The organism is Pantoea sp. S62 (assembly GCF_016658625.1).
Taxonomy (GTDB): domain Bacteria; phylum Pseudomonadota; class Gammaproteobacteria; order Enterobacterales; family Enterobacteriaceae; genus Pantoea; species Pantoea vagans.
Map to the genome: position 1 here is coordinate 82,690 of NZ_JACVVI010000010.1, position 20,779 is coordinate 103,468.

16 protein-coding genes are annotated in these 20,779 nt (G+C 57.2%); 14 read left to right on the top strand and 2 right to left on the bottom strand.

Going from position 1 to position 20,779, the window contains the following annotated elements; genetic code table 11:
• The first annotated feature begins 13 nt into the window (after nt 1-13).
• The 3 genes from IBT54_RS15290 to IBT54_RS15300 all read left to right on the top strand — a co-directional run bounded on the left by IBT54_RS15290 (nt 14) and on the right by IBT54_RS15300 (nt 2,823).
• Nucleotides 14-640 (top strand): DUF1007 family protein, encoded by a 627-nt coding sequence (locus IBT54_RS15290; RefSeq protein WP_201252412.1) that lies wholly within the window; start codon nt 14-16, stop codon nt 638-640.
• Nucleotides 631-1,605 (top strand): nickel/cobalt transporter, encoded by a 975-nt coding sequence (locus IBT54_RS15295; RefSeq protein WP_110330749.1) that lies wholly within the window; start codon nt 631-633, stop codon nt 1,603-1,605. The genes IBT54_RS15290 and IBT54_RS15295 overlap by 10 nt, the downstream gene beginning before the upstream one ends.
• A 204-nt stretch (nt 1,606-1,809) precedes the next feature.
• Nucleotides 1,810-2,823 carry a TIGR04086 family membrane protein gene (locus IBT54_RS15300; RefSeq protein ID WP_013358739.1) on the top strand — a complete coding sequence of 338 codons (1,014 nt, stop codon included), beginning with the start codon at nt 1,810-1,812 and terminating at the stop codon, nt 2,821-2,823.
• Nucleotides 2,824-2,886: 63 nt separating this feature from the next.
• On the opposite strand, the gene suhB is transcribed toward IBT54_RS15300, so the two are convergent.
• Nucleotides 2,887-3,690: an inositol-1-monophosphatase gene (gene suhB / locus IBT54_RS15305; protein WP_013358738.1), complete on the bottom strand. Its 804-nt coding sequence runs from the start codon at nt 3,688-3,690 to the stop codon at nt 2,887-2,889.
• Between the two features lie 132 nt (nt 3,691-3,822).
• On the opposite strand from suhB, the gene trmJ reads away from it, so the two are divergent.
• The 5 genes from trmJ (at nt 3,823) to sseB (ending at nt 8,709) form a co-directional block, all read left to right on the top strand.
• On the top strand, nt 3,823-4,575 hold the full coding sequence (gene trmJ / locus IBT54_RS15310) for a tRNA (cytosine(32)/uridine(32)-2'-O)-methyltransferase TrmJ (RefSeq protein WP_201252413.1): 753 nt from the start codon (nt 3,823-3,825) through the stop codon (nt 4,573-4,575).
• 130 nt (nt 4,576-4,705) lie between these two features.
• Nucleotides 4,706-5,203 carry a Fe-S cluster assembly transcriptional regulator IscR gene (gene iscR, locus IBT54_RS15315; RefSeq protein WP_013358736.1) on the top strand — a complete coding sequence of 166 codons (498 nt, stop codon included), beginning with the start codon at nt 4,706-4,708 and terminating at the stop codon, nt 5,201-5,203.
• Nucleotides 5,204-5,291: 88 nt separating this feature from the next.
• Nucleotides 5,292-6,452: an IscS subfamily cysteine desulfurase gene (locus tag IBT54_RS15320; RefSeq protein ID WP_201252414.1), complete on the top strand. Its 1,161-nt coding sequence runs from the start codon at nt 5,292-5,294 to the stop codon at nt 6,450-6,452.
• A gap of 159 nt (nt 6,453-6,611) precedes the next feature.
• Nucleotides 6,612-7,898, top strand: coding sequence for an aminopeptidase PepB (gene pepB / locus IBT54_RS15325; protein WP_201252415.1), 1,287 nt, complete (start codon nt 6,612-6,614; stop codon nt 7,896-7,898).
• Between the two features lie 46 nt (nt 7,899-7,944).
• Complete coding sequence (gene sseB, locus IBT54_RS15330; RefSeq protein ID WP_201252416.1) at nt 7,945-8,709, top strand: enhanced serine sensitivity protein SseB; 765 nt, start codon at nt 7,945-7,947, stop codon at nt 8,707-8,709.
• A gap of 40 nt (nt 8,710-8,749) precedes the next feature.
• Here the strand turns inward: sseB and sseA are convergent, their stop codons facing one another.
• A complete protein-coding gene (sseA, locus tag IBT54_RS15335; RefSeq protein WP_033783894.1) occupies nt 8,750-9,592 on the bottom strand; it encodes a 3-mercaptopyruvate sulfurtransferase in 843 nt (280 codons plus the stop codon).
• 146 nt (nt 9,593-9,738) lie between these two features.
• On the opposite strand from sseA, the gene IBT54_RS15340 reads away from it, so the two are divergent.
• From IBT54_RS15340 to rodZ, 6 genes are all read left to right on the top strand, one after another.
• Nucleotides 9,739-14,631: an alpha-2-macroglobulin gene (locus IBT54_RS15340; protein ID WP_201252417.1), complete on the top strand. Its 4,893-nt coding sequence runs from the start codon at nt 9,739-9,741 to the stop codon at nt 14,629-14,631.
• Between the two features lie 12 nt (nt 14,632-14,643).
• A complete protein-coding gene (gene pbpC, locus IBT54_RS15345) occupies nt 14,644-16,968 on the top strand; it encodes a peptidoglycan glycosyltransferase PbpC (RefSeq protein ID WP_201252418.1) in 2,325 nt (774 codons plus the stop codon).
• Nucleotides 16,969-17,143: 175 nt separating this feature from the next.
• On the top strand, nt 17,144-17,575 hold the full coding sequence (gene ndk / locus IBT54_RS15350; protein WP_003848684.1) for a nucleoside-diphosphate kinase: 432 nt from the start codon (nt 17,144-17,146) through the stop codon (nt 17,573-17,575).
• Between the two features lie 186 nt (nt 17,576-17,761).
• Nucleotides 17,762-18,931, top strand: a complete 1,170-nt coding sequence (locus IBT54_RS15355; protein WP_013358729.1) for a bifunctional tRNA (adenosine(37)-C2)-methyltransferase TrmG/ribosomal RNA large subunit methyltransferase RlmN — start codon at nt 17,762-17,764, stop codon at nt 18,929-18,931.
• A gap of 80 nt (nt 18,932-19,011) precedes the next feature.
• On the top strand, nt 19,012-19,746 hold the full coding sequence (pilW, locus tag IBT54_RS15360) for a type IV pilus biogenesis/stability protein PilW (RefSeq protein ID WP_041457250.1): 735 nt from the start codon (nt 19,012-19,014) through the stop codon (nt 19,744-19,746).
• The gene (rodZ, locus tag IBT54_RS15365) at nt 19,736-20,749 is read left to right on the top strand and encodes a cytoskeleton protein RodZ (protein ID WP_013358727.1); all 1,014 of its coding nucleotides are present in this window, start codon (nt 19,736-19,738) and stop codon (nt 20,747-20,749) included. The genes pilW and rodZ overlap by 11 nt, the downstream gene beginning before the upstream one ends.
• The last annotated feature ends 30 nt before the right edge of the window (nt 20,750-20,779 follow it).

Here is a 20,779-nt window from a genome sequence, read left to right on the forward strand (position 1 = left end):
ACTTTATAACATTATGAAACGCGCACTCTTTGCCTTACTGATGGTATTAAGTCCGGCTCTGCTGGCCCATCCTCACAGCTTCATCGACATGAAAACCGAGCTGGTGGTGCAGGGTGACACCTTTACCGGATTAAAGATGACCTGGACCATGGATGAGATCACCTCCGCCGACCTGCTGTATGACGCGGGTGAGGCGAAGCCAGGCAGCGTGGTGTGGAAAAAGCTGGCGGCGGGCGTGATGGCGAACGTACTGGGCCAGCACTACTTTTCTGAAATCTGGCACAACCAACAGCGGGTAAAGTTTTTGAATCTGCCAACGGAATATAATCTGTCGCGTAGCGGTCACAAAGCGGTGCTGGAATTTGTTCTGCCGCTGGCGGAACCCCCGACGCTGGCCGGTCAGCGCTTTGAGATCCTGACCTTCGATCCCACTTACTTCGTCGATATGTTCTATGACAATCCCGGCGCGTTAGCGCTGCCGCCGGCGTTGCAGACCCGCTGTAAATTTGCGCTCAATACACCAAAACCCAATGACTCTCTGAAGCAGTATGCGCTGTCGCTGGATAAAGCCGATGCGCCTGCGGAGGAGATGGATTTAGGTCGCCAGTTCGCACAAACGGTGGTACTGACATGTCAGTAATCTCCGCCCCCCTGCGGGCTTCCCGGCTCTGGCCGCTGTGGTTGCTGGCGGGACTCTTCATCGGCGGCGCATTGCTGGTCTGGCTTTACTGGTCGCAGATTCTGCTGCAGAGCGTGTTGTGGCAAAAAGATCTGCACCGGCAGATGACCCAGCTGTTACAACAGGTGGCGGAGCAGCCCAATAAGGCTGGTCTCTCGCTGGTGATTTTCAGCCTGCTCTATGGCGTGCTGCACGCGCTGGGTCCGGGCCACGGAAAAGTGGTGATCGCGACCTTTCTGGCAACTCATCCTGCAAAAGTGAAAACCAGTATCAGGCTGACGCTACTCGCCTCGCTGTTGCAGGGTTCGGTGGCGATTGGGCTGGTGACGGTGATGCTGGTGGTGCTGAAAACCTCGTCGCGCCAGCTGCATCTCAGCAGTTTCTGGCTGGAGAAGGGCAGTTATCTGCTGGTGATTGGGCTGGGCGTGATGATCGGGTATCGGGCGCTGCGTTCACTGTGGCGGGCATTGCGTCCAGCTCCGGTATTTCGTGCCTTCCGGCCCCACCATCAGCATGATGAGCATTGCGGCTGCGGGCATGCGCATCTGCCAACCCCGCAGCAGATGAGCGGCAACGTTAGCTGGAAAACCCAGCTGCTGGTGGTGGTGTCGATGGGATTACGTCCCTGCTCCGGCGCGATTATGATGCTGCTGTTTGCCAAAGTGATTGGCGTTTATGGCTGGGGCATTCTCTCTGCTGCCGTGATGGCGGTCGGCACGGCGCTGACCATTTCGGCGATTGGCCTGCTGGTGCAGCAGGCGCGCTCGGTGGCGCAACGGCTGGCACAGCCTGGTGCAGTCTCAGGCATCTCGCGACTATTGTTGCCAACGCTGGCCTTAACCGGTAGCCTGATTTTAATTGTGGCGGGCATCGCATTATGGCAGTCAGCACAGCTGACGGCAGGCGGCGGAATTCGACCTTTCTGATTATAAACGCAGCGGGAATAAAATTCCCGCGGTTATCCTTACCTCGCTAATTATCTCTTAATTCATCTCTTTATTTTTTTCTCAGGGCAGTTTAGTGGAGAAATGACTATTCCCTGTCTACGCTGTTAATACCAAAACGGCATTCCGCCGTCGGGATGATAAAAGATCAGAGCCGTTTTCTGTTTATTGCGAGGAGTATATTTCATGGCCGATACCCGTATTAATAATGGCTACACCGAAACGCTGGCGACCGGGCCGGCAGGATTACCGTTAAAACGTATTTCCTGGAGCGCGGTGTTTGCCGGTGTTATTTGTGCATTAATCGTTCATATCATTCTGACGCTGCTGGGAACCGCCATTGGTGCTACCACCATTGATCCGATGAAAGAACAGAATCCGCTGGACGGCCTTGGTACTGGCGCGCTGGTCTGGACGGCCATTGAAATGCTGGTCGCGATGGCGGCGGGTAGTTATGTTGCCGGTCGACTGGCACAGCGTGAAGGCGCACTGCACGGTTTACTGATGTTTGGCCTTAGCACAATTTTCACTATTTACCTGGCAATTGCGCTGGCAACCAGCGTATTAGGTGGCGCGATGAATATTGTGGGTTCAGGCTTCCAGGCACTGGGTAGTGGTATTTCCGCCGCTGCGCCTTCGGTCACTCAAATGGCAAAAGAAAAGCTGCAGGAAAATAATATTAATTTAGATAACCTGCAGAACGAACTGGAAACCACATTACGCCAGACTGGTAAGCCGGAATTACAGCCAGAGAATTTGAAGCAGGACGCAAATAAGGAAGCGCAGAATGCGGAAAACCAGGCTAACAACACCGCGAACCATCCGCAGACAGCCGATACCGATCTGACTAACTGGGTCAAAGGTGTGATGGATCGTCATTCAGATACCCTGCAGGCAGCCGACCGTGACGCACTGAAAAATATCATCAAAGCGCGTACCGGTAAAAGCGATGAGGAAGTGGATCAGATCGTTGCGAAAACCGAGCAGAGCTATCAGCAGGCCGTTCAGAAGTATAATGAACTGAAACAGCAGGCTGAGCAGAAAGCACGTGAAGCGGGTGAAAAAGCCGCTGCTGCGACCGCTAAAGCGAGCTGGTATGCCCTGATTCTGCTGATCATCGAAGCCGTACTGGCTGGTGTCATGGGTATGGTGGGTCGTCGTACTCAGCCCCGTCAGGTGCTGGCACACGAACGTCGTTAATCATCACTGATTAGCAGGCAATAAAAAAGGCGGCTGATAAGCCGCCTTTTTCTGTACTGAGACTTAGCGTTTTAACGCTTCGCTCAGCTCATCACGCATGTTCGACAGCATCGCTTTCACCACACGCGGGTTACCCGCGACCAGGTTACCTGACAGCAGATAGCCGTGGTTACCGGTGAAGTCAGTGACCAGGCCGCCCGCTTCACGAACCAGCAGTTCACCCGCCGCAAAATCCCACGGCTTCAGGCCAATCTCAAAGTAGCCATCTACGCGACCCGCAGCCACATAGGCCAGATCCAGCGCAGCAGAACCGGTGCGACGGAAGTCAGCGCACTGAGTGAAGAGTTTGGTCAGGATGTTCATGTAAGCAGGCGCGTGCTGCTTCATTTTGAACGGGAAGCCCGTTGCCAGAACGGTGCCATCCAGATCGCGCGCAATGCTGCCACGCAGGCGATAGCCATTCAACTGAGCGCCCTGGCCACGTGAAGAGGTGAACAGTTCATTGCGCATTGGATCGTAAACGACGGCGACTTCAGTGCGGCCTTTGATGCGCACCGCGATCGAAACAGCAAAGTGGGGCAGACGTTTGATGAAGTTGGAGGTGCCATCCAGCGGATCGATAACCCATTGAACATCCTGATCTTCGCCCGCCAGTTCACCGCTTTCTTCAGTGATGATGGTATGTTTCGGGTAAGATTTACGAATAATTTCGATAATCAGGCGTTCTGCTTCGCGGTCAACATTGGTTACGAAGTCGTTGCTGCCTTTCTGGCTGGCTTCGACGGCGTCCGGGGTTTCATAATATTTGGCAATTAAATTTCCGGCCTTGCGCGCTGCGCGCACGGCAATGTTGAGCATTGGATGCATCGGTATCTCTCGCTGGATGTTAAAGAACGGGGAAAACGGCGCGGAGTATAGCAGCGTGTTCGGTAAATGTCCTGCTTTATGTTACGATTCTCTCCACTGATTTTACTGACCCGTTTCTGAGTATCCCTAATCATGTTGCAAAATATTCGTATCGTGCTGGTCGAAACTTCTCACACCGGTAACATGGGCTCCGTTGCGCGCGCCATGAAAACCATGGGCTTAACCAACCTCTATCTGGTTAATCCGCTGGTCAAACCCGACTCACAGGCGATCTCCCTGGCCGCCGGTGCCAGTGACGTTATCGGCGACGCAAAAGTCGTCGATTCACTGGATGAAGCAATCGCCGGATGCAGTCTGGTGGTCGGGACCAGTGCACGTTCACGTTCGCTGCCCTGGCCGATGCTGGATGCACGTGAATGCGGCGTAAAAAGTGTGGAAGAGGGCCAGCAGGCACCGGTCGCGCTGGTGTTTGGTCGTGAACGCGTTGGCCTGACCAACGAAGAGTTGCAGAAGTGTCATTATCACGTCGCGATTCAGGCTAACCCGGAGTACAGCTCGCTGAACCTGGCGATGGCAGTACAGATTATCGCCTATGAAGTGCGCATGGCATGGTTACAGTCGCAGGAGCAGGCCAGCCCGCCGCCAAAGTTTGAAGAATCGCCTTATCCGCTGGTGGATGACCTTGAGCGCTTCTATCAGCATATGGAACAGATGATGCTGAACAGCGGCTTTATCCGTGAAGCCAATCCAGGCCAGGTGATGAGCAAACTGCGTCGTCTTTATACCCGTGCCCGTCCGGAACGCGATGAACTGAACATCCTGCGCGGTATGCTTTCGTCGTTTGAAAAGCGAAAAAACGAGAAAAAAGAAGCAGATAATAGTTGAGTAAATTACCTGGTTAAATACCTGACTAATTTACCAGGTTAAATAGTTGACCAATTTACTCGGGAATGTCAGACTTCATGGCATCTGTTGCTAATCCTCCGATAACCGGACGCTATTGAGGTCGTACGCTATGAGACTGACATCCAAAGGACGTTATGCCGTTACTGCAATGCTGGACGTTGCCCTTCACTCCCATGAAGGTCCGGTCCCGCTGGCTGATATTTCAGAACGTCAGGGCATCTCGCTCTCCTATCTGGAGCAGTTATTCTCCCGACTGCGTAAAAACGACCTGGTTTCCAGCGTTCGTGGCCCGGGTGGCGGTTATCTGCTGGGTAAAGCGTCAGACACCATCTCTGTCGGCGAAGTGATCACTGCGGTTGATGAGTCAGTTGATGCCACCAAATGCCAGGGTAAAGAAGGCTGCCAGGGCGGTGAGCGTTGTCTGACTCACGTGCTGTGGCGCGATCTGAGCGTGCGTATCAGTGACTTCCTGAACAATATTACGCTGGCTGAGCTGGTGAATAATCAGGAGATTCTGGATGTGGCCGATCGTCAGAATGCGATCGATAATCGTCGCTTCCAGAGCCCGCGTTCGCAGGAAATTAACGTCAACCAGCGCGCCTCGTAATCCCCGCTGTTGCGGCCCTTACTGCTAACGCGGTCAGGGCCGAATCTGCTATAAAGACGTATGATTTTCTATACGGAGCTGTAGCGCAATGAAATTACCGATTTACCTGGATTATGCCGCCACCACGCCGGCCGATCCGCGTGTAGCCAGCAAAATGATGCAGTTTCTGACGCTGGATGGCACGTTCGGTAATCCGGCTTCGCGATCGCACCGTTTTGGCTGGCAGTCTGAAGAAGCGGTCGATGTTGCCCGCAATCAGATTGCCGAACTGGTCAACGCCGATCCGCGCGAAATCGTCTTTACCTCTGGCGCCACCGAATCCGATAACCTCGCGATTAAAGGCGCAGCCCACGCCCATCAGGCGCGCGGCAAACATATCATCACCAGCCAGACGGAACACAAAGCGGTGCTCGACAGCTGTCAGCAGCTGGAGCGCGAAGGTTTTGATGTCACGTATCTGACGCCGGCAGCTAACGGCATTGTCTCGCCTGAACAGCTGCGTGCGGCGCTGCGCGATGACACCATTCTGGTTACTCTCATGCACGTCAATAATGAAACCGGTGTGGTTCAGGATATCGCCGCCTTTGGCGAACTCTGCCGCGAGCGTGAGATTCTGCTTCATGTGGATGCGACCCAGAGCGTCGGTAAGTTGCCCATCGACCTCAGCCAGTTACCGGTCGATTTGATGTCCTTTTCAGCCCACAAACTCTATGGTCCGAAAGGCATCGGTGCGCTCTATGTGCGGCGTAAACCGCGCGTGCAGATTGCTGCGCAAATCCACGGCGGCGGGCATGAACGCGGAATGCGCTCCGGCACCCTGCCGGTGCATCAGATTGTCGGTATGGGCGAGGCCTATCGTATCGCGGCAGAAGAGCGCGAAACGGAGATGGCGCGTCTGCAGGCGCTGCGCGATCGTCTGTGGCAGGGCATCAGCACGCTGCCGGACGTTACCCTCAATGGCGATCTGCATCAGTGTGCGCCGAACATTCTTAACATCAGTTTCGCTGACGTTGAGGGTGAATCCCTGATCATGGCGCTGAAAGATCTGGCCCTCTCTTCCGGCTCGGCCTGTACCTCTGCCAGCCTGGAGCCTTCCTATGTTTTACGCGCGCTGGGCGTAAGTGAGGAGCTGGCGCACAGTTCGCTGCGCTTCTCTCTGGGACGCTTCACGACCGAAGAAGAGATCGACTACGCCATTGCCCTGGTGCAGAAGTCGGTGACCCGGCTGCGGGCCTTAATGAAATTCTGATACCCCGTCATAGTCCGGAAACTGCGCCAATATGGGCGCTTCGCTGGCAACGTCCGGCGGAATCTGTTATCAGGTCTCTGCGAAATACATTTAACATCTTATTAAAGCCGTCATAACAATCAGGCTGGATGAAACAGATAACGATTACGGAGCTTTTCGATGACCACACAACCCATGAACATTACGCTTAGCAGCCAGCCCGCCGATGCGCGCTGGGGCGAAAAAGCGATTCTGAGCAGCAACGACAGCGGCATGACGCTGCATCTCACCGGCGCGGATGCGCTGAATACTATTCAGCGTGCGGCGCACAAAATCGACAGCCAGGGCATCCGCCACGTGGCGCTGACCGGCGAAGGCTGGCACCTGGAGCAGTGCTGGGCATTCTGGCAGGGCTTCCGTGGCCCGAAAGGGCAGCGCCAGGTTGAGTGGCCAGCGCTGGGCGAACATGAGCAGGCGGAGTTTGATCGCCGTCTGAAAATCATCGACTGGGTCCGCAACGTCATTAACCTGCCTGCAGAAGATCTGGGGCCGGAACAGCTGGCGCATACGGCCGTCGATCTGATCAGTGAAGTGGGCGGCAGCGCCGTGAGCTATCGCATTACCAAAGGCGACGACCTGCGCGTTCAGGGCTATATGGGCCTGCACACCGTAGGACGCGGTTCAAATCGCCCGCCGGTTTACCTGGCGCTCGACTACAACCCAACCGGCGATGAGAATGCACCGGTCTACGCCTGTCTGGTCGGTAAAGGCATCACCTTTGATACCGGCGGCTACAGCCTGAAGCAGAGCAGCTTTATGGACTCGATGAAGTCTGACATGGGCGGCGCGGCGACCGTTACTGGCGCACTGGCAATGGCGATTTCGCGTGGCCTGAATAAGCGCGTCAAACTCTACCTCTGCTGTGCCGATAACATGGTCAGCAGCAACGCCTTCAAGCTCGGCGATATCATTCGCTATCGCAACGGCAAATCGGTGGAAGTCATGAACACCGATGCGGAAGGTCGCCTGGTCCTGGCCGACGGTTTAATCGACGCCAGCGAGCAGAACCCGACGCTGATCATCGATGCTGCCACGCTGACCGGCGCGGCTAAAACGGCGCTGGGCAACGACTATCATGCGCTGTTTACCTTTGATGATGTGATGGCACAGTCGCTGATGGGCAGCGCGGTAAGTGAGAACGAGCCTTTCTGGCGCCTGCCGCTGGCTGAATTCCATCGCAGCCATCTGCCGTCTAACTTCGCCGATCTCAATAACATCGCCAGCCCGTCTCATGCGGCAGGCGCCAGCAGTGCGGCAGCGTTCCTGTCCCACTTCGTGAGCAACTATCAGCAGGGCTGGTTGCACATCGACTGTTCCGCCACCTATCGTAAAGGGGCAGTTGATGAATGGGCGGCGGGTGCAACAGGTCTTGGCGTGCGAACCATCGCTAATCTGTTACTGAAATAAGAAGGGCTCAGCGGTGGCGGATGCCGCCGCTGTTCAGAGGGAAACTATGAACCGTCTTGAAGAGGTGCTGAAGCTGGCAGCCACCGAGCCTGCCCATCGGCCCGAATTTTTTCAACTGCTGCTGGAGTCTGATGTCTTTGTTCCAGGCGAAAGCACCACGCAGCAGCTTGATGCCAGCACGCCCGTTGATCTGCAGCACTGGGAAAAAGAGGATGGCAGCAGCATCATTCCTTTTTTCACGTCTGAAGAGGCGATGAGTGAAGCGGTGAGCGGTGAGCAGTCCTGGCTGCGTCTGCCGGTCCGGACGCTGTTTGAGATTACACGTGGCGAGACGCTGTTTCTCAATCCCAAACTGCCTTCCGGTAAAGAGTTTACTGCAGCCGAGATCACCCATCTGCTGGCTGAAGAGGGCAGTGCGCTAAGCCAGCAAACCGTGCTGGAAGGCGGACAGTCCCTGCTGTTGTCTGAAGTGGCCGAGCCGCCTGCGCAGATGATCGATTCGCTGACGCAGCTGTTCAGTAAGCATAAACAGGTGCGTCGGGCGTTTATCGCCAGCATTCGTGAGCGGGCAGACGAAGCGGCCAACCTGCTGATTGGTATTGAAGCGGACAGCAACATTGAGGCGATTATTCAGGCGGCGGGCAGTGTGGCAACGGACACGCTGCCAGACGATGCACCGATTGATATTTGTGAAGTCACGCTGCAGGACCGTGGCATCAGCCACTTCTTTACCGCCCACATCACGCCATTTTATGAACGTCGCTGGGGCAGTTTCCTGCGTGACTTCAAGGGCAGTGAGCGGATTATCTGATTCACTTAAAAAAACAGGCGGCTTATCAGCCGCCTGATTTTTATTTCGCTATCGGTAAGTCGTCGCGACTGCCCCATTCGCCCCAGGACCCGTCATACAGCGTGGCATCCCGAGCGCCCAGCGCCGTCAGCGCCAGAATCAATACGACCGCCGTTACGCCAGAGCCACAGCTGGCGACCACCGGCTGGGTGATATCGACGCCTGCGTCAGCAAACAGCCTGCGCAGTTCCGCTTCCGGCTTGAGTTTTCCCTGCTCAACCAGCGTATTCCACGGCACGTTCAGGCTGTTGGGAATATGTCCGCGATGCAGGCCGGGACGCGGCTCGTCCACTTCGGCGTTAAAACGATTAGCGGCACGCGCATCAACAATCTGTGCACCGCCTTCATGACTGATCAGCAGCACGTCCGTCAGACGTTTCACCCGGCTTTCATCCGCGTGGGCTTCAAACTCACCTTCCGGCAGATTCACGTCGCCGGTTGCCAGCGCAAAACCCGCCTCTTTCCAGCCCTGCAAACCACCGGCCAGAATCGACACCTGCGCCACACCAAAGGTCTTCAGCATCCACCAGGCGCGTGGCGCGGAAAAGAGGTTACCCTCGTCATAGACCACCAGATGCTTATCACTGCTCACGCCCAGCTCGCGCATCGCGACGGCAAAGGTCTCGGCACGCGGCAGCATATGCGGATAAGGGCTGGTGTGATCGGAGAGCGCTTCAATATCAAAGTAAGGGGCGTCGGGTAGATGACCTGCCAGATATTCAGCCTGGACATCGCGAACCGCTTCCATTCCGGGTGGCAACAGACGTGCATCCAGCACCTGAAGTCGCTCATCGTTGTAGTGTTCTTGTAACCAGTCGGCGGACACAAACAGTGGCGTCGTCATAACAACCTCATTTCAGCAATCTGTCATACCAGTGTCAGGGAATGTGCGCACCATCTCAAGAGAAGCGTTGATTAAATGCGAGCATTGATATGAAATTGCGCAGCGTAATCAAACGACACTCCCTGCGTCCCGGTGAAGGAACTACCATGAAGAAACGCACTACCCGGCTGCTGCTCAGCATGCTGATCGGTGGCTCGCTGCTGTCAGCGACCCTGTTACCTGCTTTGCCTCTCCAGGCAGCAGAGGCACCCGCAACCAAACATGTCAGCAAACCGCTGACGATTATCGATCTCTCGGAACTGCAGATCGACGGTGCCGCTGCGCTGGTTTTAACCTTCAGTCAGCCGCTGGATGACAAACAGGATATCGCGCAGAAAGTCAGGCTGACCGATGATAAACAGGGTCGGGTGGATGGCGGCTGGGAGCTTTCCGCTAACCGTAAAACGTTGCGCTTCCGCCATCCCGAACCGTCGCGCCACTTCACCGTCACGGTGGATGCGGGACTGCGTGCGGCCAGCGGTGAGACGCTCGCCGCCGATTACAGTAAAAAAATTGCGTCCAGCGATATCCAGCCGATGGTGGGCTTTGCCAGCCGCGGTTCACTGCTGCCGCTGCGTATCACGCAGGGCCTGCCGGTACTGGCGCTGAATGTTAACCAGGTCGATGTCGATTTCTTCCGCATTAAGAATGCTGGCCTGGCGGAATTTCTCTCGCAGTGGAATTACGGCAATAACCTTTCCAGCTGGCAGTCACAGGATCTGCTGAAAAGCAGCCAGCTGGTCTATACGGGACGCTTTGAGCTTAATCCGGCGCGAAACACCCGTGAAAAACTGCAGCTGCCGATGAGTGACATCAAGGCACTTCAGCAGCCGGGCGTCTATCTGGCCGTCATGAAGCAGGCAGGGACTTATCACTACAGCCAGCCTGCTACGCTTTTCACTCTGAGCGATATTGGCCTGTCACTGCACCGCTTCCCGACTCAGTTCGAACTCTTCGCCCAGAGTCTGGCAAATGGCCAGCCGCTCTCCGGCGTCAGCGTCAGGTTGCTGGATGAGAAAGGGCAGGTGCTGCAGAGCGACACCAGTGACAGCACCGGTCATCTGCGCCTGAAAGCGGATGAAAAAGGCAAGATCCTGCTGGCCGTGCAGGGGGAACAGACCTCAATGATCGACCTGGCGCGTCCGGCGCTGGATCTGGCTGAGTTTCCGGTAGCCGGGCCGCAGGGCTATGACAAACAGCTGTTTGTCTTCGGGCCGCGCGATATCTACCGTCCCGGCGAAATCGTCATTGTTAATGCGCTGCTGCGCGATGCCGACGGACGCCCGCTTCCCACACAGCCGATTAAAGCGGAGCTGGTGCAGCCTGACGGCCAGGTGATGCGAACCTTTGTCTGGCAGCCGGAAGCGGGACTCTACCAGCAGCGACTGGCACTGCCCGCGTCCGCCATGACCGGCGACTGGATGCTGCGGCTTAATACCGGCGATAACCTTAAGCGTGAGTGGAAATTCCACGTTGAGGATTTCCTGCCGGAGCGCATGGCGTTAACCCTGAAAAATGACCCTCAGCCGCAGCCTGCTGATGCCAGCGTTGAGTTCGGTATTGAAGGACGCTACCTCTATGGCGCACCGGCGGCGGGTAACACGCTACAGGGGCAACTCTATCTGCGACCGGCGCGTGAAGCCGTGGCTGCACTGCCGGGCTACCAGTTTGGTGACATCACCGAAGAGGGATTAAAGCGCACGCTGGATGAAGTGGACCTCAAGCTCGATGCCAGCGGTAAAGCGCAGCTTACGGTAGAGAATCAGTGGGATCAGCTGCACTCCCCGCTTAACCTGATCCTGCAGGCCAGCCTGCTGGAGACCGGCGGACGTCCGGTCACCCGTCGCGCTACACAGGCTATCTGGCCCGCTGACGCCCTGCCAGGCATCCGGCCGTTATTTGGGAATAAGGCAGTTTATGACTACCGCAGCGACCGCTATCACGATGAGCCTACCGTACCGGAAGAGAGCCTGGCCGAATTCGACATTGTCTATGCCAACAGTCAGGGCAGGAAACTGGCGGCAGACAAGCTGGACGTGCGTCTGATCCGTGAGCGCCGTGATTACTACTGGAGCTTCTCTGACAGCGAAGGCTGGCAGTCGCAGTATGGCGACAAAGATCTGCAGGAAGATGAACGCGCCATCTCAATCCCGGCTGACGGCAGCACTAAAGTCAGCTTCCCGGTCGAGTGGGGCCACTATCGGCTGGAAGTGCAGGCGGGCGAGAAGATCGTCAGCAGCGTGCGGTTCCAGGCCGGTTATGACTGGCAGGACAACACCAACGGCACGGGCGCGTTGCGTCCCGATCAGGTCAGACTGAAGCTGGATAAAGCCGCTTACCAGCCGGGTGATACCGTGCATCTGCAGGTCGAATCACCGGCTGCCGGTAAAGGCTACCTGATGGTGGAGTCGAGCAGCGGCACGCTCTGGTGGCAGCCGCTGACCGTACCAAAGGGCGGCACCACGGTGGATGTGCCGGTGGCTGAGAGCTGGCAGCGTCACGATCTCTACTTCAGCGCTATTGTGGTGCGTGATGGCGATAAAGTCAGTGGTGCCACACCCAAACGCGCGGTAGGGCTGTTACACCTGCCGATGGCGACCGAAGCACGTCGCTTAAACCTGACGCTTGCGGCACCTGATAAAATCCGTCCTGAGCAACTCCTGACGGTCAACGTTCATGCCAGTCGTGACGGCGGTCCGCTGCCTGAAAAAGTGAATGTGCTGCTGTCAGCCGTGGACAGTGGCGTACTCAGTGTGACGGATTTTAAAACGCCCGATCCGTGGCAGGCTTTCTTTGGCCGTAAACGCTACAGCGTCGATCAGTACGACGTCTTTGGTCAGCTGATCGAAGGCGGCGGCCGGCTGGCGGCGCTGCGTTTTGGTGGTGATGGCGAGGATGAATCGATGACGCGCGGCGGTAAAAAGCCGGTAACGCACGTCAATATCGTCGCACAGCAGTTACAGGCGGTGACGCTGGATAAAGAGGGCAACGGAACGATTACGCTGCCGATCCCGGCCTTTAATGGTGAACTCCGGCTGATGACGCAGGCCTGGAGCAATGACAGCTTCGGTGCCGCAGAGCGCAAACTGGTGGTCGCGGCGCCGCTGATCAGCGAGCTGGCTACCCCACGTTTTCTTGCCAGCGGCGATACCGCATCACTGGCGCTGGATCTCACTAACCTGACCGATCTGCCGCAAAACCTTAAGGTTGATCTCTCCAGCAGTGGCCTGGTGGATCTGGCCGGTGCTGCCAGCCAGAGTGTGACGCTGGCTAAAGGTGCACGCACCACGTTACAGATTCCGGTCACGGCGAAAACCGGTTTTGGTGACGGCGAGGTTACCGTACAGATTTCCGGTCTGAATCTGCCGGGTGAGCAGGTGAAGCCTGGCAGACAGCAGTGGAAAATTGGTGTCAGACCGCCTTATCCGGCGCAGACGCTGAACTTTGATGCCGTAATCAATCCCGATCAGCCCTGGGAGATCGCGGCGGCGGCGCTGACGGGGCTGGATGCACAAACCCTGAGCGGCCAGCTGACGCTGAGCAATCGTCCGCCGCTGAATATCGCCAGCTATATCAGTGCGCTTTACGCCTATCCCTACGGCTGTCTGGAACAGACCAGCAGCGGACTCTGGCCTTCGCTTTACACCAGCCATGCTGAGCTGACCGCGATGGGCATTAAAACCAGCAGCGATGAAGCACGACGGGCCGCCGTCGACACCGGCATTGCCCGTCTGGCTGGCATGCAGCGCGCCAACGGCAGCTTCGGGCTGTGGGATAAACAGAGTGAAGAGGAGTTCTGGCTGACGCCTTACGTGACGGACTTCCTGCTGCGCGCCAGCGAGGCGGGCTATGCGTTGCCGGATAATGTGGTGGAGCGCGCTAATGCCCGGCTGCTGCGCTATCTGCAGGATCCCTCGCAGATCAGCGGCGGCGGTGATAACAACGCCGCGCTACAGTTCAGCGTACAGGCTTACGCCGGGCTGGTGCTGGCGCGTCAGCAGCGCGCTCCGCTGGGTGCGCTGCGCGCCTTGTATCAGCAACGTAAGAAGTCCCGCTCCGGCCTGGCGCTAATGCAGCTTGGCGTCGCGCTGAAGCTGATGGGTGACGGACAGCGTGCACAGCAGGCGATCATGCAGGGTGCCACGCTGACGCGTTCGGATAAAGAGTGGTATGGCGACTATGGCAGCACGGTGCGCGATCAGGGGATGATGATTGCGTTGCTGGCGGAAAATAAACTGCAGCCTGATGTGCAAAACAGTCTGCTGCTGTCACTGTCCAGAGAGGTCAACGGCAAACGCTGGTTCTCGACTCAGGAAAATAACGCACTTTATCTGGCAGCTCACACTCTGCAACGTGCGCAGGGCAGCAGCTGGCAGGCGCTATTGTCGGGCAATCCAGAACCGCTGCAGGGCGATGCGCCACTGAATAAAGGGCTGTCTGCTGACCGCCTGTTACAGGGCTTAGCCATCCGTAATCCGGGCAGTGCGCCGCTGTATGGTCGTCTGGACGTCACCGGTTATCCGCTGGCCGCGCCTCAGCCTGAGAGCAATGTGCTCGGGATAAAGCGTGAATACTTTACCCTGGATGGCAAAGCCGCCGATCTCAGTAATCTGCGCAGCGGGGAGTTGCTGGTGGTGCGTCTGACCGTTTCGTCAAAGCGCAGCATCAGCGATGCGCTGGTGGTGGATCTGCTGCCTGCCGGTCTGGAGCTGGAAAACCAGAATCTGGCCGACAGCAGCGCCAGTCTTGGCGACAGTGCGGATGCGCTGAAAGAGAGTATGGGCGATATGCAGCAGGCTGACATTAAGCATATTGAGTTCCGCGACGATCGCTTTGTCGCGGCACTGGCGGTAGATACTTATCGTCCCGCAACGCTGGTCTATCTGGCGCGGGCGGTCACGCCGGGTCGCTTCCTGATGCCGCCGCCGCAGGTCGAGTCGATGTATGTGCCAGAGTGGCGCGCTACCGGCAGTACGCCGCCGCAGCTGCATATCCAGTAAGTGACGCGACGCGTGTTAAAACCTCGCACCCTTAAAAAGTGGTGGCTCGCGCTGCCGCTTTTTTTTCTGGCGTTATGGCTGGCGACGTGGGGACTGGATCGGCTGTTCCCGCTGCCGCTTAAACAGGTGCAGCCTGCGCGGGTCATTGTGGCCAGCGACGGTACGCCGCTGTGGCGCTTCGCTGACAGCAAGGGCATCTGGCGCTATCCGGTTACACCAGAAGAGGTGGCACCGGCCTATCTGCAGGCGCTGCTCACCTACGAAGATCGCTGGTTCTGGTATCACCCCGGCATCAATCCCCTGGCGCTGGTGCGCGCGGCCTGGCAGGATTTGCGTCATCAGAGTGTGATTTCCGGCGGCAGCACCCTGACCATGCAGGTGGCACGCCTTGTCGACCCGCAACCCCGCACGTTGCGGGGCAAGCTGATTCAGGCGTGGCGTGCGCTACAGCTGGAGTGGCATCTTTCCAAACGAGACATCCTGACGCTCTATCTTAATCGTGCGCCTTTTGGCGGTACGCTGGAAGGGGTGGGCGCGGCAAGCTGGAGCTGGCTGGGCAAAGCCCCGTCACAGCTGACGCCGGGTGAAGCGGCGTTGCTTGCCGTGTTGCCGCAGGCACCCAGCCGTCTGCGGCCCGATCGCTGGCCGGAGCGGGCGGAAGCCGCTCGCAATAAAGTGCTGGATCGGCTGGCGGAATACCACATCTGGTCCGCGGAACAGGTGGCGGAAATTCGTCAGGAGCCGGTGTGGCTGCCGCCGCGACAGATGCCGCAGATGGCACCGCTGCTGGCCCGGCGGCTGCTGTCGATCAGCCGCAGCGATAAGATTGTTTCCACGCTCGATCCTTCACTGCAGCGCGAACTGGAAAGCCTGGCGCTGAACGTTAAAAACCAGCTGCCGCCGCGCACCTCGCTGGCGATGCTGGTGGTGGATCACACCACCATGGCCGTTCGCGGTTATGCCGGCTCGGCCGACTTTACCGATGACAGCCGTTTTGGTCATGTGGATATGATCGCCAGCGTGCGCTCGCCAGGTTCGGTGTTAAAACCCTTTATCTACGGCATGGCGCTGGACGAGGGACTGATTCATGCCGAATCGCTGCTGCAGGATGTGCCGCGTCGCTTTGGTGATTACCGGCCCGGCAACTTTGACACCGGCTTTCACGGACCGGTCAGCGCCAGCGACGCGCTGGTGCGCTCCCTGAATCTGCCCGCCGTTCAGCTGCTGGAGGCGCTGGGGCCGAAAAACGTCGCGGCGCGTCTGCGCAATGTGGGTCTGAATTTACGTTTTCCGCCTGGCGCTGAACCCAATCTTTCATTGATTCTTGGCGGCACCGGGGCGCGCATGGATGAAATTGTCGCGGCCTACAGCGCTTTTGCCCGCCACGGCAATGCCGCTCAGCTGCGCTGGATGCCCGATCAACCGTTGCAGCAGCGACCGCTGCTATCAAAGGAGTCGGCGTGGATCATCCGGCGTATCCTGGCCGGCGAAGCGCAGCCTGCCGGTAATGGCAACGTGCCCGACGTAGTGCCGCTGGCCTGGAAGACCGGCACCAGTTACGGCTATCGCGACGCCTGGTCGGTGGGCATTAATCCCCGTTACCTGATTGGCGTGTGGGTCGGACGACCTGATGCGACGCCGGTTGCCGGCCAGTTTGGTTTTGCCTCAGCCGTGCCGATCATGAATCAGATTAACAGCGTGCTGATGAGCCGCCTCGGCAGGCGTGACGTGCCAGGCGATCCGCGTCCGGCCTCGGTCACGGTCGCGACCATCTGCTGGCCTGGTGGTCAGCCGCTGCCCGCCGGAGACGAAAACTGTCGTCAGCGGCGGCAAAGCTGGGTTGCTTCGGATACGCTGCCGCCAACGCTGCTGGCACCCGGCCAGGAGAGCCTCAGCGGATTACGCCTGAGTTACTGGCAGAATGCGCAGGGGCTGCGCGTTGCTGCCGACTGTCCCGGCGCCACCCGTCACGAACGGCTTGTCTGGCCGCTGCCGCTGGAAGCCTGGCTGCCGCCTCAGGAGCGGCGAGCGCAGCGTCTGCCACCTGTTGATACGCACTGTCCACCGTTACAGCAGGGCAGCAGTGCACCGCTGATCATTACCGGCATCATTGAGGGGCAAATCGTTAAGCCGCTGCCGGGCAACAGTGCGCTGACGATCCCGGTCGCGGTGCAGGGCGGGCAGGGTACGCAGCGCTGGTGGTTCCTGAATGGTGAACCTCTCATAACGCAAAATGCCGCAGAGATGTCGCTGCATCTCGATCATCCGGGCGAGTATCAGCTGGTGGTGATGGATGAAGAGGGTCAGCTTGTCTCGGTCACTTTTAGCCGGGGCTGACGCTTTTCTGCGCTAAATCATAACCGTTGCGCTTCTGCTTCGACTCAGATCAAGAATTTTCAACAAATCAGGGATCTCTGGTAGGCAATGCCGGACTCAGCCCCTATAATCGGCGCCGTTTCTTAACCGGGGCGGACGCCACCGGTTTCTTCAGAACGTCAAGACAGAGGTCATCATGGCAATCGAACGTACTTTTTCTATCATCAAGCCAAACGCCGTCGCTAAAAATGTGATTGGTGCTATCTACAACCGTTTTGAAAGCGCAGGCTTCAAAATCGTTGGCGCAAAAATGCTGCAGCTGAGCAAAGAGCAGGCTGAAGGCTTTTACGCTGAGCACCAGGGCAAGCCATTCTTCGATGGTCTGGTTGAATTCATGACCTCTGGCCCGGTTGTTGTTTCCGTGCTGGAAGGTGAAAATGCCGTTCAGCGTCACCGAGACCTGATGGGTGCCACTAACCCGGCAAACGCACTGGCTGGCACACTGCGTGCTGACTACGCTGACAGCTTCACCGAAAACGCGACCCACGGTTCAGATTCTGCTGAATCCGCTGCCCGCGAAATCGCTTATTTCTTCGGCGAAAACGAAATCTGCCCACGTACCCGTTAATCGCCTGGCGATAAACGTTACAGCGGCTTTACAAAAATCTGCGTAGGGGAGGTCACTCCCGCCTGTTATCAGGCCGCAGATGTTGTACAATATTGCGCCTTCATTGACATCGCTTAATGAAGGCGCAATTTTTTCACCTATCCCTGAACAGCGCCATAACGTGTAACAACGAGGCCAGAGAATATTATGTCCGAACAGATTGTGACGTCCGCGTCCGCATCCCCTATTGTCGTCTCCCCCAAAAGCCAGAAAATCAACCTGCTGGATCTCAACCGTCAGCAGATGCGCGAATTCTTCCTGTCGCTGGGTGAAAAGCCGTTCCGTGCCGATCAGGTCATGAAGTGGATTTATCACTACTGCTGCGATGACTTCGAGCAGATGACCGACATCAACAAAAAGCTGCGTAACCGGCTGATGGAGCTGACGGAGATCCGCGCGCCAGAAGTGGCGGAAGAGATGCGCTCTACCGACGGCACTATCAAATGGGCCATTCGTGTCGGTGACCAGCTGGTGGAAACGGTCTATATCCCGGAAGGCGACCGCGCTACGCTCTGTGTCTCTTCACAGGTGGGGTGTGCGCTGGAGTGTAAATTCTGTTCGACCGCACAGCAGGGCTTTAACCGTAACCTGCGGGTGTCAGAAATTATTGGTCAGGTGTGGCGTGCGGCGAAAATTGTCGGCGCAGCGAAAATCACCGGCCAGCGTCCTATCACCAACGTGGTGATGATGGGCATGGGCGAGCCACTTCTCAACCTCAATAACGTTGTCCCGGCGATGGAGATCATGCTGGATGACTTTGGTTTTGGTCTGTCGAAGCGTCGCGTGACCCTTTCTACTTCAGGTGTTGTTCCTGCGCTGGATAAACTGGGCGATATGATTGACGTCGCGCTGGCCATTTCCCTGCATGCGCCGAACGATAAGCTGCGCGATGACATCGTGCCAATCAACAAAAAGTACAATATCGAAACCTTCCTGGCGGCGGTGAAACGCTACATTGGTAAATCCAACGCCAATCAGGGACGTGTGACCATTGAGTACGTGTTGCTGGATCACGTCAACGACAGCACCGACGATGCGCATGAGCTTGCCGCATTACTGAAAGAAACACCGTGTAAAATCAACCTGATTCCGTGGAACCCCTTCCCGGGCGCGCCGTATGGCCGTAGCTCAAACAGCCGCATCGATCGTTTCTCCAAGGTGCTGATGGACTATGGTTTTACCACCATCGTGCGTAAAACCCGTGGCGACGATATTGATGCCGCCTGTGGTCAGTTAGCCGGAGAAGTGATCGACCGTACCAAGCGAACGCTGCGTAAAAAAATGGCAGGTGAAGCCATATCTGTGAAGGCTCTCTAGAAGAGTGACAGAGTGCGTTTCCTGAAGTGATGACGCGTGGCAGGCTGCAGCCTGTCAACGTCAACCGGATGGAAACGATTATGCGTAACGGATTACCTGCAGTTTTACTGGCGCTGTTTGTTGTAAGCGGGTGTGTCAGCCAGCCATATGAACCCGGCGCTGAAGAGGTGCGTCTGCAGTTAGGGATGCACTATCTGGCCGGTGGAGACTATGCCGCAGCTGAGCGAAACTTTCTGCGTGCACAGGCCGCCGCGCCCGAGGACTACCGGGTCTCGCTTGCGCTGGCACGGCTGGCGCAGCAGCAGGGTAATCAGACAGCAGCGCAGGCACGGTTTATACTGGCACAGCAGCAGGCCCCGGATAATGGTTTTGTTGCTAACAATTACGGTGCGTTTCTCTGCGCTTTAAGGCAGTATGACGAAGCGCATCAACAGTTTAGTCGGGCAGGCGCTGCACCTCAGTTTGATGCACGCAATGACGCGCGTGAACTGGCAGGGTTTTGTTATCTGCAGGCGGGCGATGTTGCCGCTGCCCGCAGGGCGTTACGCCAGGCCCTTGAGGCCGACAGACGCAAAGCGGATTCGCTGCTGTCGGAAGCTGAAAAGCTAATGGCAGATAACCAGCTGGCAAAGGTGCAGGTTTTGCTCGACGTTTACCAGCAACAGTTGCCCGAAACGGCACGAAGTCTGGCGTTACACTTACGTTTCGCCGCGCTACAGGGAAATGCCGCTGACGTTTCACGTTATGGCGACCAGTTAGCGCGACGTTTTCCGCAATCGATACAGTACCAGCGTTATTTAGCTAATGAATACTGAAGCCACTCAAGAAAACTCTGCATTACATTCAACAGGTGAACGCCTGCGTCTGGCCCGTGAGCAGATGGGGCTGACGCAGCAGAACGTCGCTGAGCGCCTGTGCCTGAAACTCTCTACCGTGCGTGATATTGAGGAGGACAAATCGCCTGCCGATTTAGCCTCTACGTTCCTGCGCGGCTATATTCGCTCTTACGCGCGTCTGGTGCACATTCCTGAAGAGGAACTGCTGCCAATGATGGCGAAACAGACACCGGTTCGGGCTGCAAAAATCGAACCGATGCAAAGTTTCTCACTGGGTAAGCGTCGCAAAAAACGCGACGGCTGGCTGATGATTTTCACCTGGCTAGTGGTGTTTGTGGTGGTGGGGCTGACCGGTGCCTGGTGGTGGCAGAACCATAAGGCGTCGCAGGATGACCTGGTGCCGATGACCGATCAGAACAGCAGTAGCGGCGATAATGGCCAGTCGATTCCGCTGGGTGAATCCAGCGGTGACAGCGCGGCACCTGCCGCGCCGGACGAAAGCAATACCACTACCAGCAACAGTGCGGCCAGCACGCCAGCGAGTGCGGCTCCAGCCGCCAGCGCCAGCAATAGCGCGACTGCCGCACAGCAGGACACCAACAGCAATGCGGTGGTATCGCCGAGTCAGGCACCTGTGGAAAACACGGCGGCTGCCCCTGCAACTACCCAGTCCGGTAACAGCACATCACCTCAGATGCCAGTGGGCGCCGCCGCCGTCAGTGAACCGGCGGCTGATCCAAACGCAGTGGTCATGACCTTTAACGCCGACTGCTGGCTGGAAGTGAGCGATGCGACCGGCAAAAAACTGTTCAGCGGTATTCAGCGCAGTGGTGGTAAACTCAGCCTCGCAGGAACGCCTCCGTATCGTCTGAAAATTGGCGCGCCTTCCGCGGTTCAGGTGCAATATCAGAATCAGCCCGTTGATTTAAGCCGTTTTATCCGTAATAACCAGGTTGCTCGCCTGACGTTGGGTGCGCAATAACAGCGTATCGCGTACCGGGCAATTGTGGAG

Excerpts from the sequence above, each read along its gene's own strand:
- IBT54_RS15290 (WP_201252412.1), top strand. The coding sequence starts at position 14 with ATGAAACGCGCACTCTTTGCCTTACTGATGGTATTAAGTCCGGCTCTG.
- IBT54_RS15295 (WP_110330749.1), top strand. The coding sequence starts at position 631 with ATGTCAGTAATCTCCGCCCCCCTGCGGGCTTCCCGGCTCTGGCCGCTG.
- IBT54_RS15300 (WP_013358739.1), top strand. The coding sequence starts at position 1,810 with ATGGCCGATACCCGTATTAATAATGGCTACACCGAAACGCTGGCGACC.
- suhB (WP_013358738.1), bottom strand. The coding sequence starts at position 3,690 with ATGCATCCAATGCTCAACATTGCCGTGCGCGCAGCGCGCAAGGCCGGA.
- trmJ (WP_201252413.1), top strand. The coding sequence starts at position 3,823 with ATGTTGCAAAATATTCGTATCGTGCTGGTCGAAACTTCTCACACCGGT.
- iscR (WP_013358736.1), top strand. The coding sequence starts at position 4,706 with ATGAGACTGACATCCAAAGGACGTTATGCCGTTACTGCAATGCTGGAC.
- IBT54_RS15320 (WP_201252414.1), top strand. The coding sequence starts at position 5,292 with ATGAAATTACCGATTTACCTGGATTATGCCGCCACCACGCCGGCCGAT.
- pepB (WP_201252415.1), top strand. The coding sequence starts at position 6,612 with ATGACCACACAACCCATGAACATTACGCTTAGCAGCCAGCCCGCCGAT.
- sseB (WP_201252416.1), top strand. The coding sequence starts at position 7,945 with ATGAACCGTCTTGAAGAGGTGCTGAAGCTGGCAGCCACCGAGCCTGCC.
- sseA (WP_033783894.1), bottom strand. The coding sequence starts at position 9,592 with ATGACGACGCCACTGTTTGTGTCCGCCGACTGGTTACAAGAACACTAC.
- IBT54_RS15340 (WP_201252417.1), top strand. The coding sequence starts at position 9,739 with ATGAAGAAACGCACTACCCGGCTGCTGCTCAGCATGCTGATCGGTGGC.
- ndk (WP_003848684.1), top strand. The coding sequence starts at position 17,144 with ATGGCAATCGAACGTACTTTTTCTATCATCAAGCCAAACGCCGTCGCT.
- IBT54_RS15355 (WP_013358729.1), top strand. The coding sequence starts at position 17,762 with ATGTCCGAACAGATTGTGACGTCCGCGTCCGCATCCCCTATTGTCGTC.
- pilW (WP_041457250.1), top strand. The coding sequence starts at position 19,012 with ATGCGTAACGGATTACCTGCAGTTTTACTGGCGCTGTTTGTTGTAAGC.
- rodZ (WP_013358727.1), top strand. The coding sequence starts at position 19,736 with ATGAATACTGAAGCCACTCAAGAAAACTCTGCATTACATTCAACAGGT.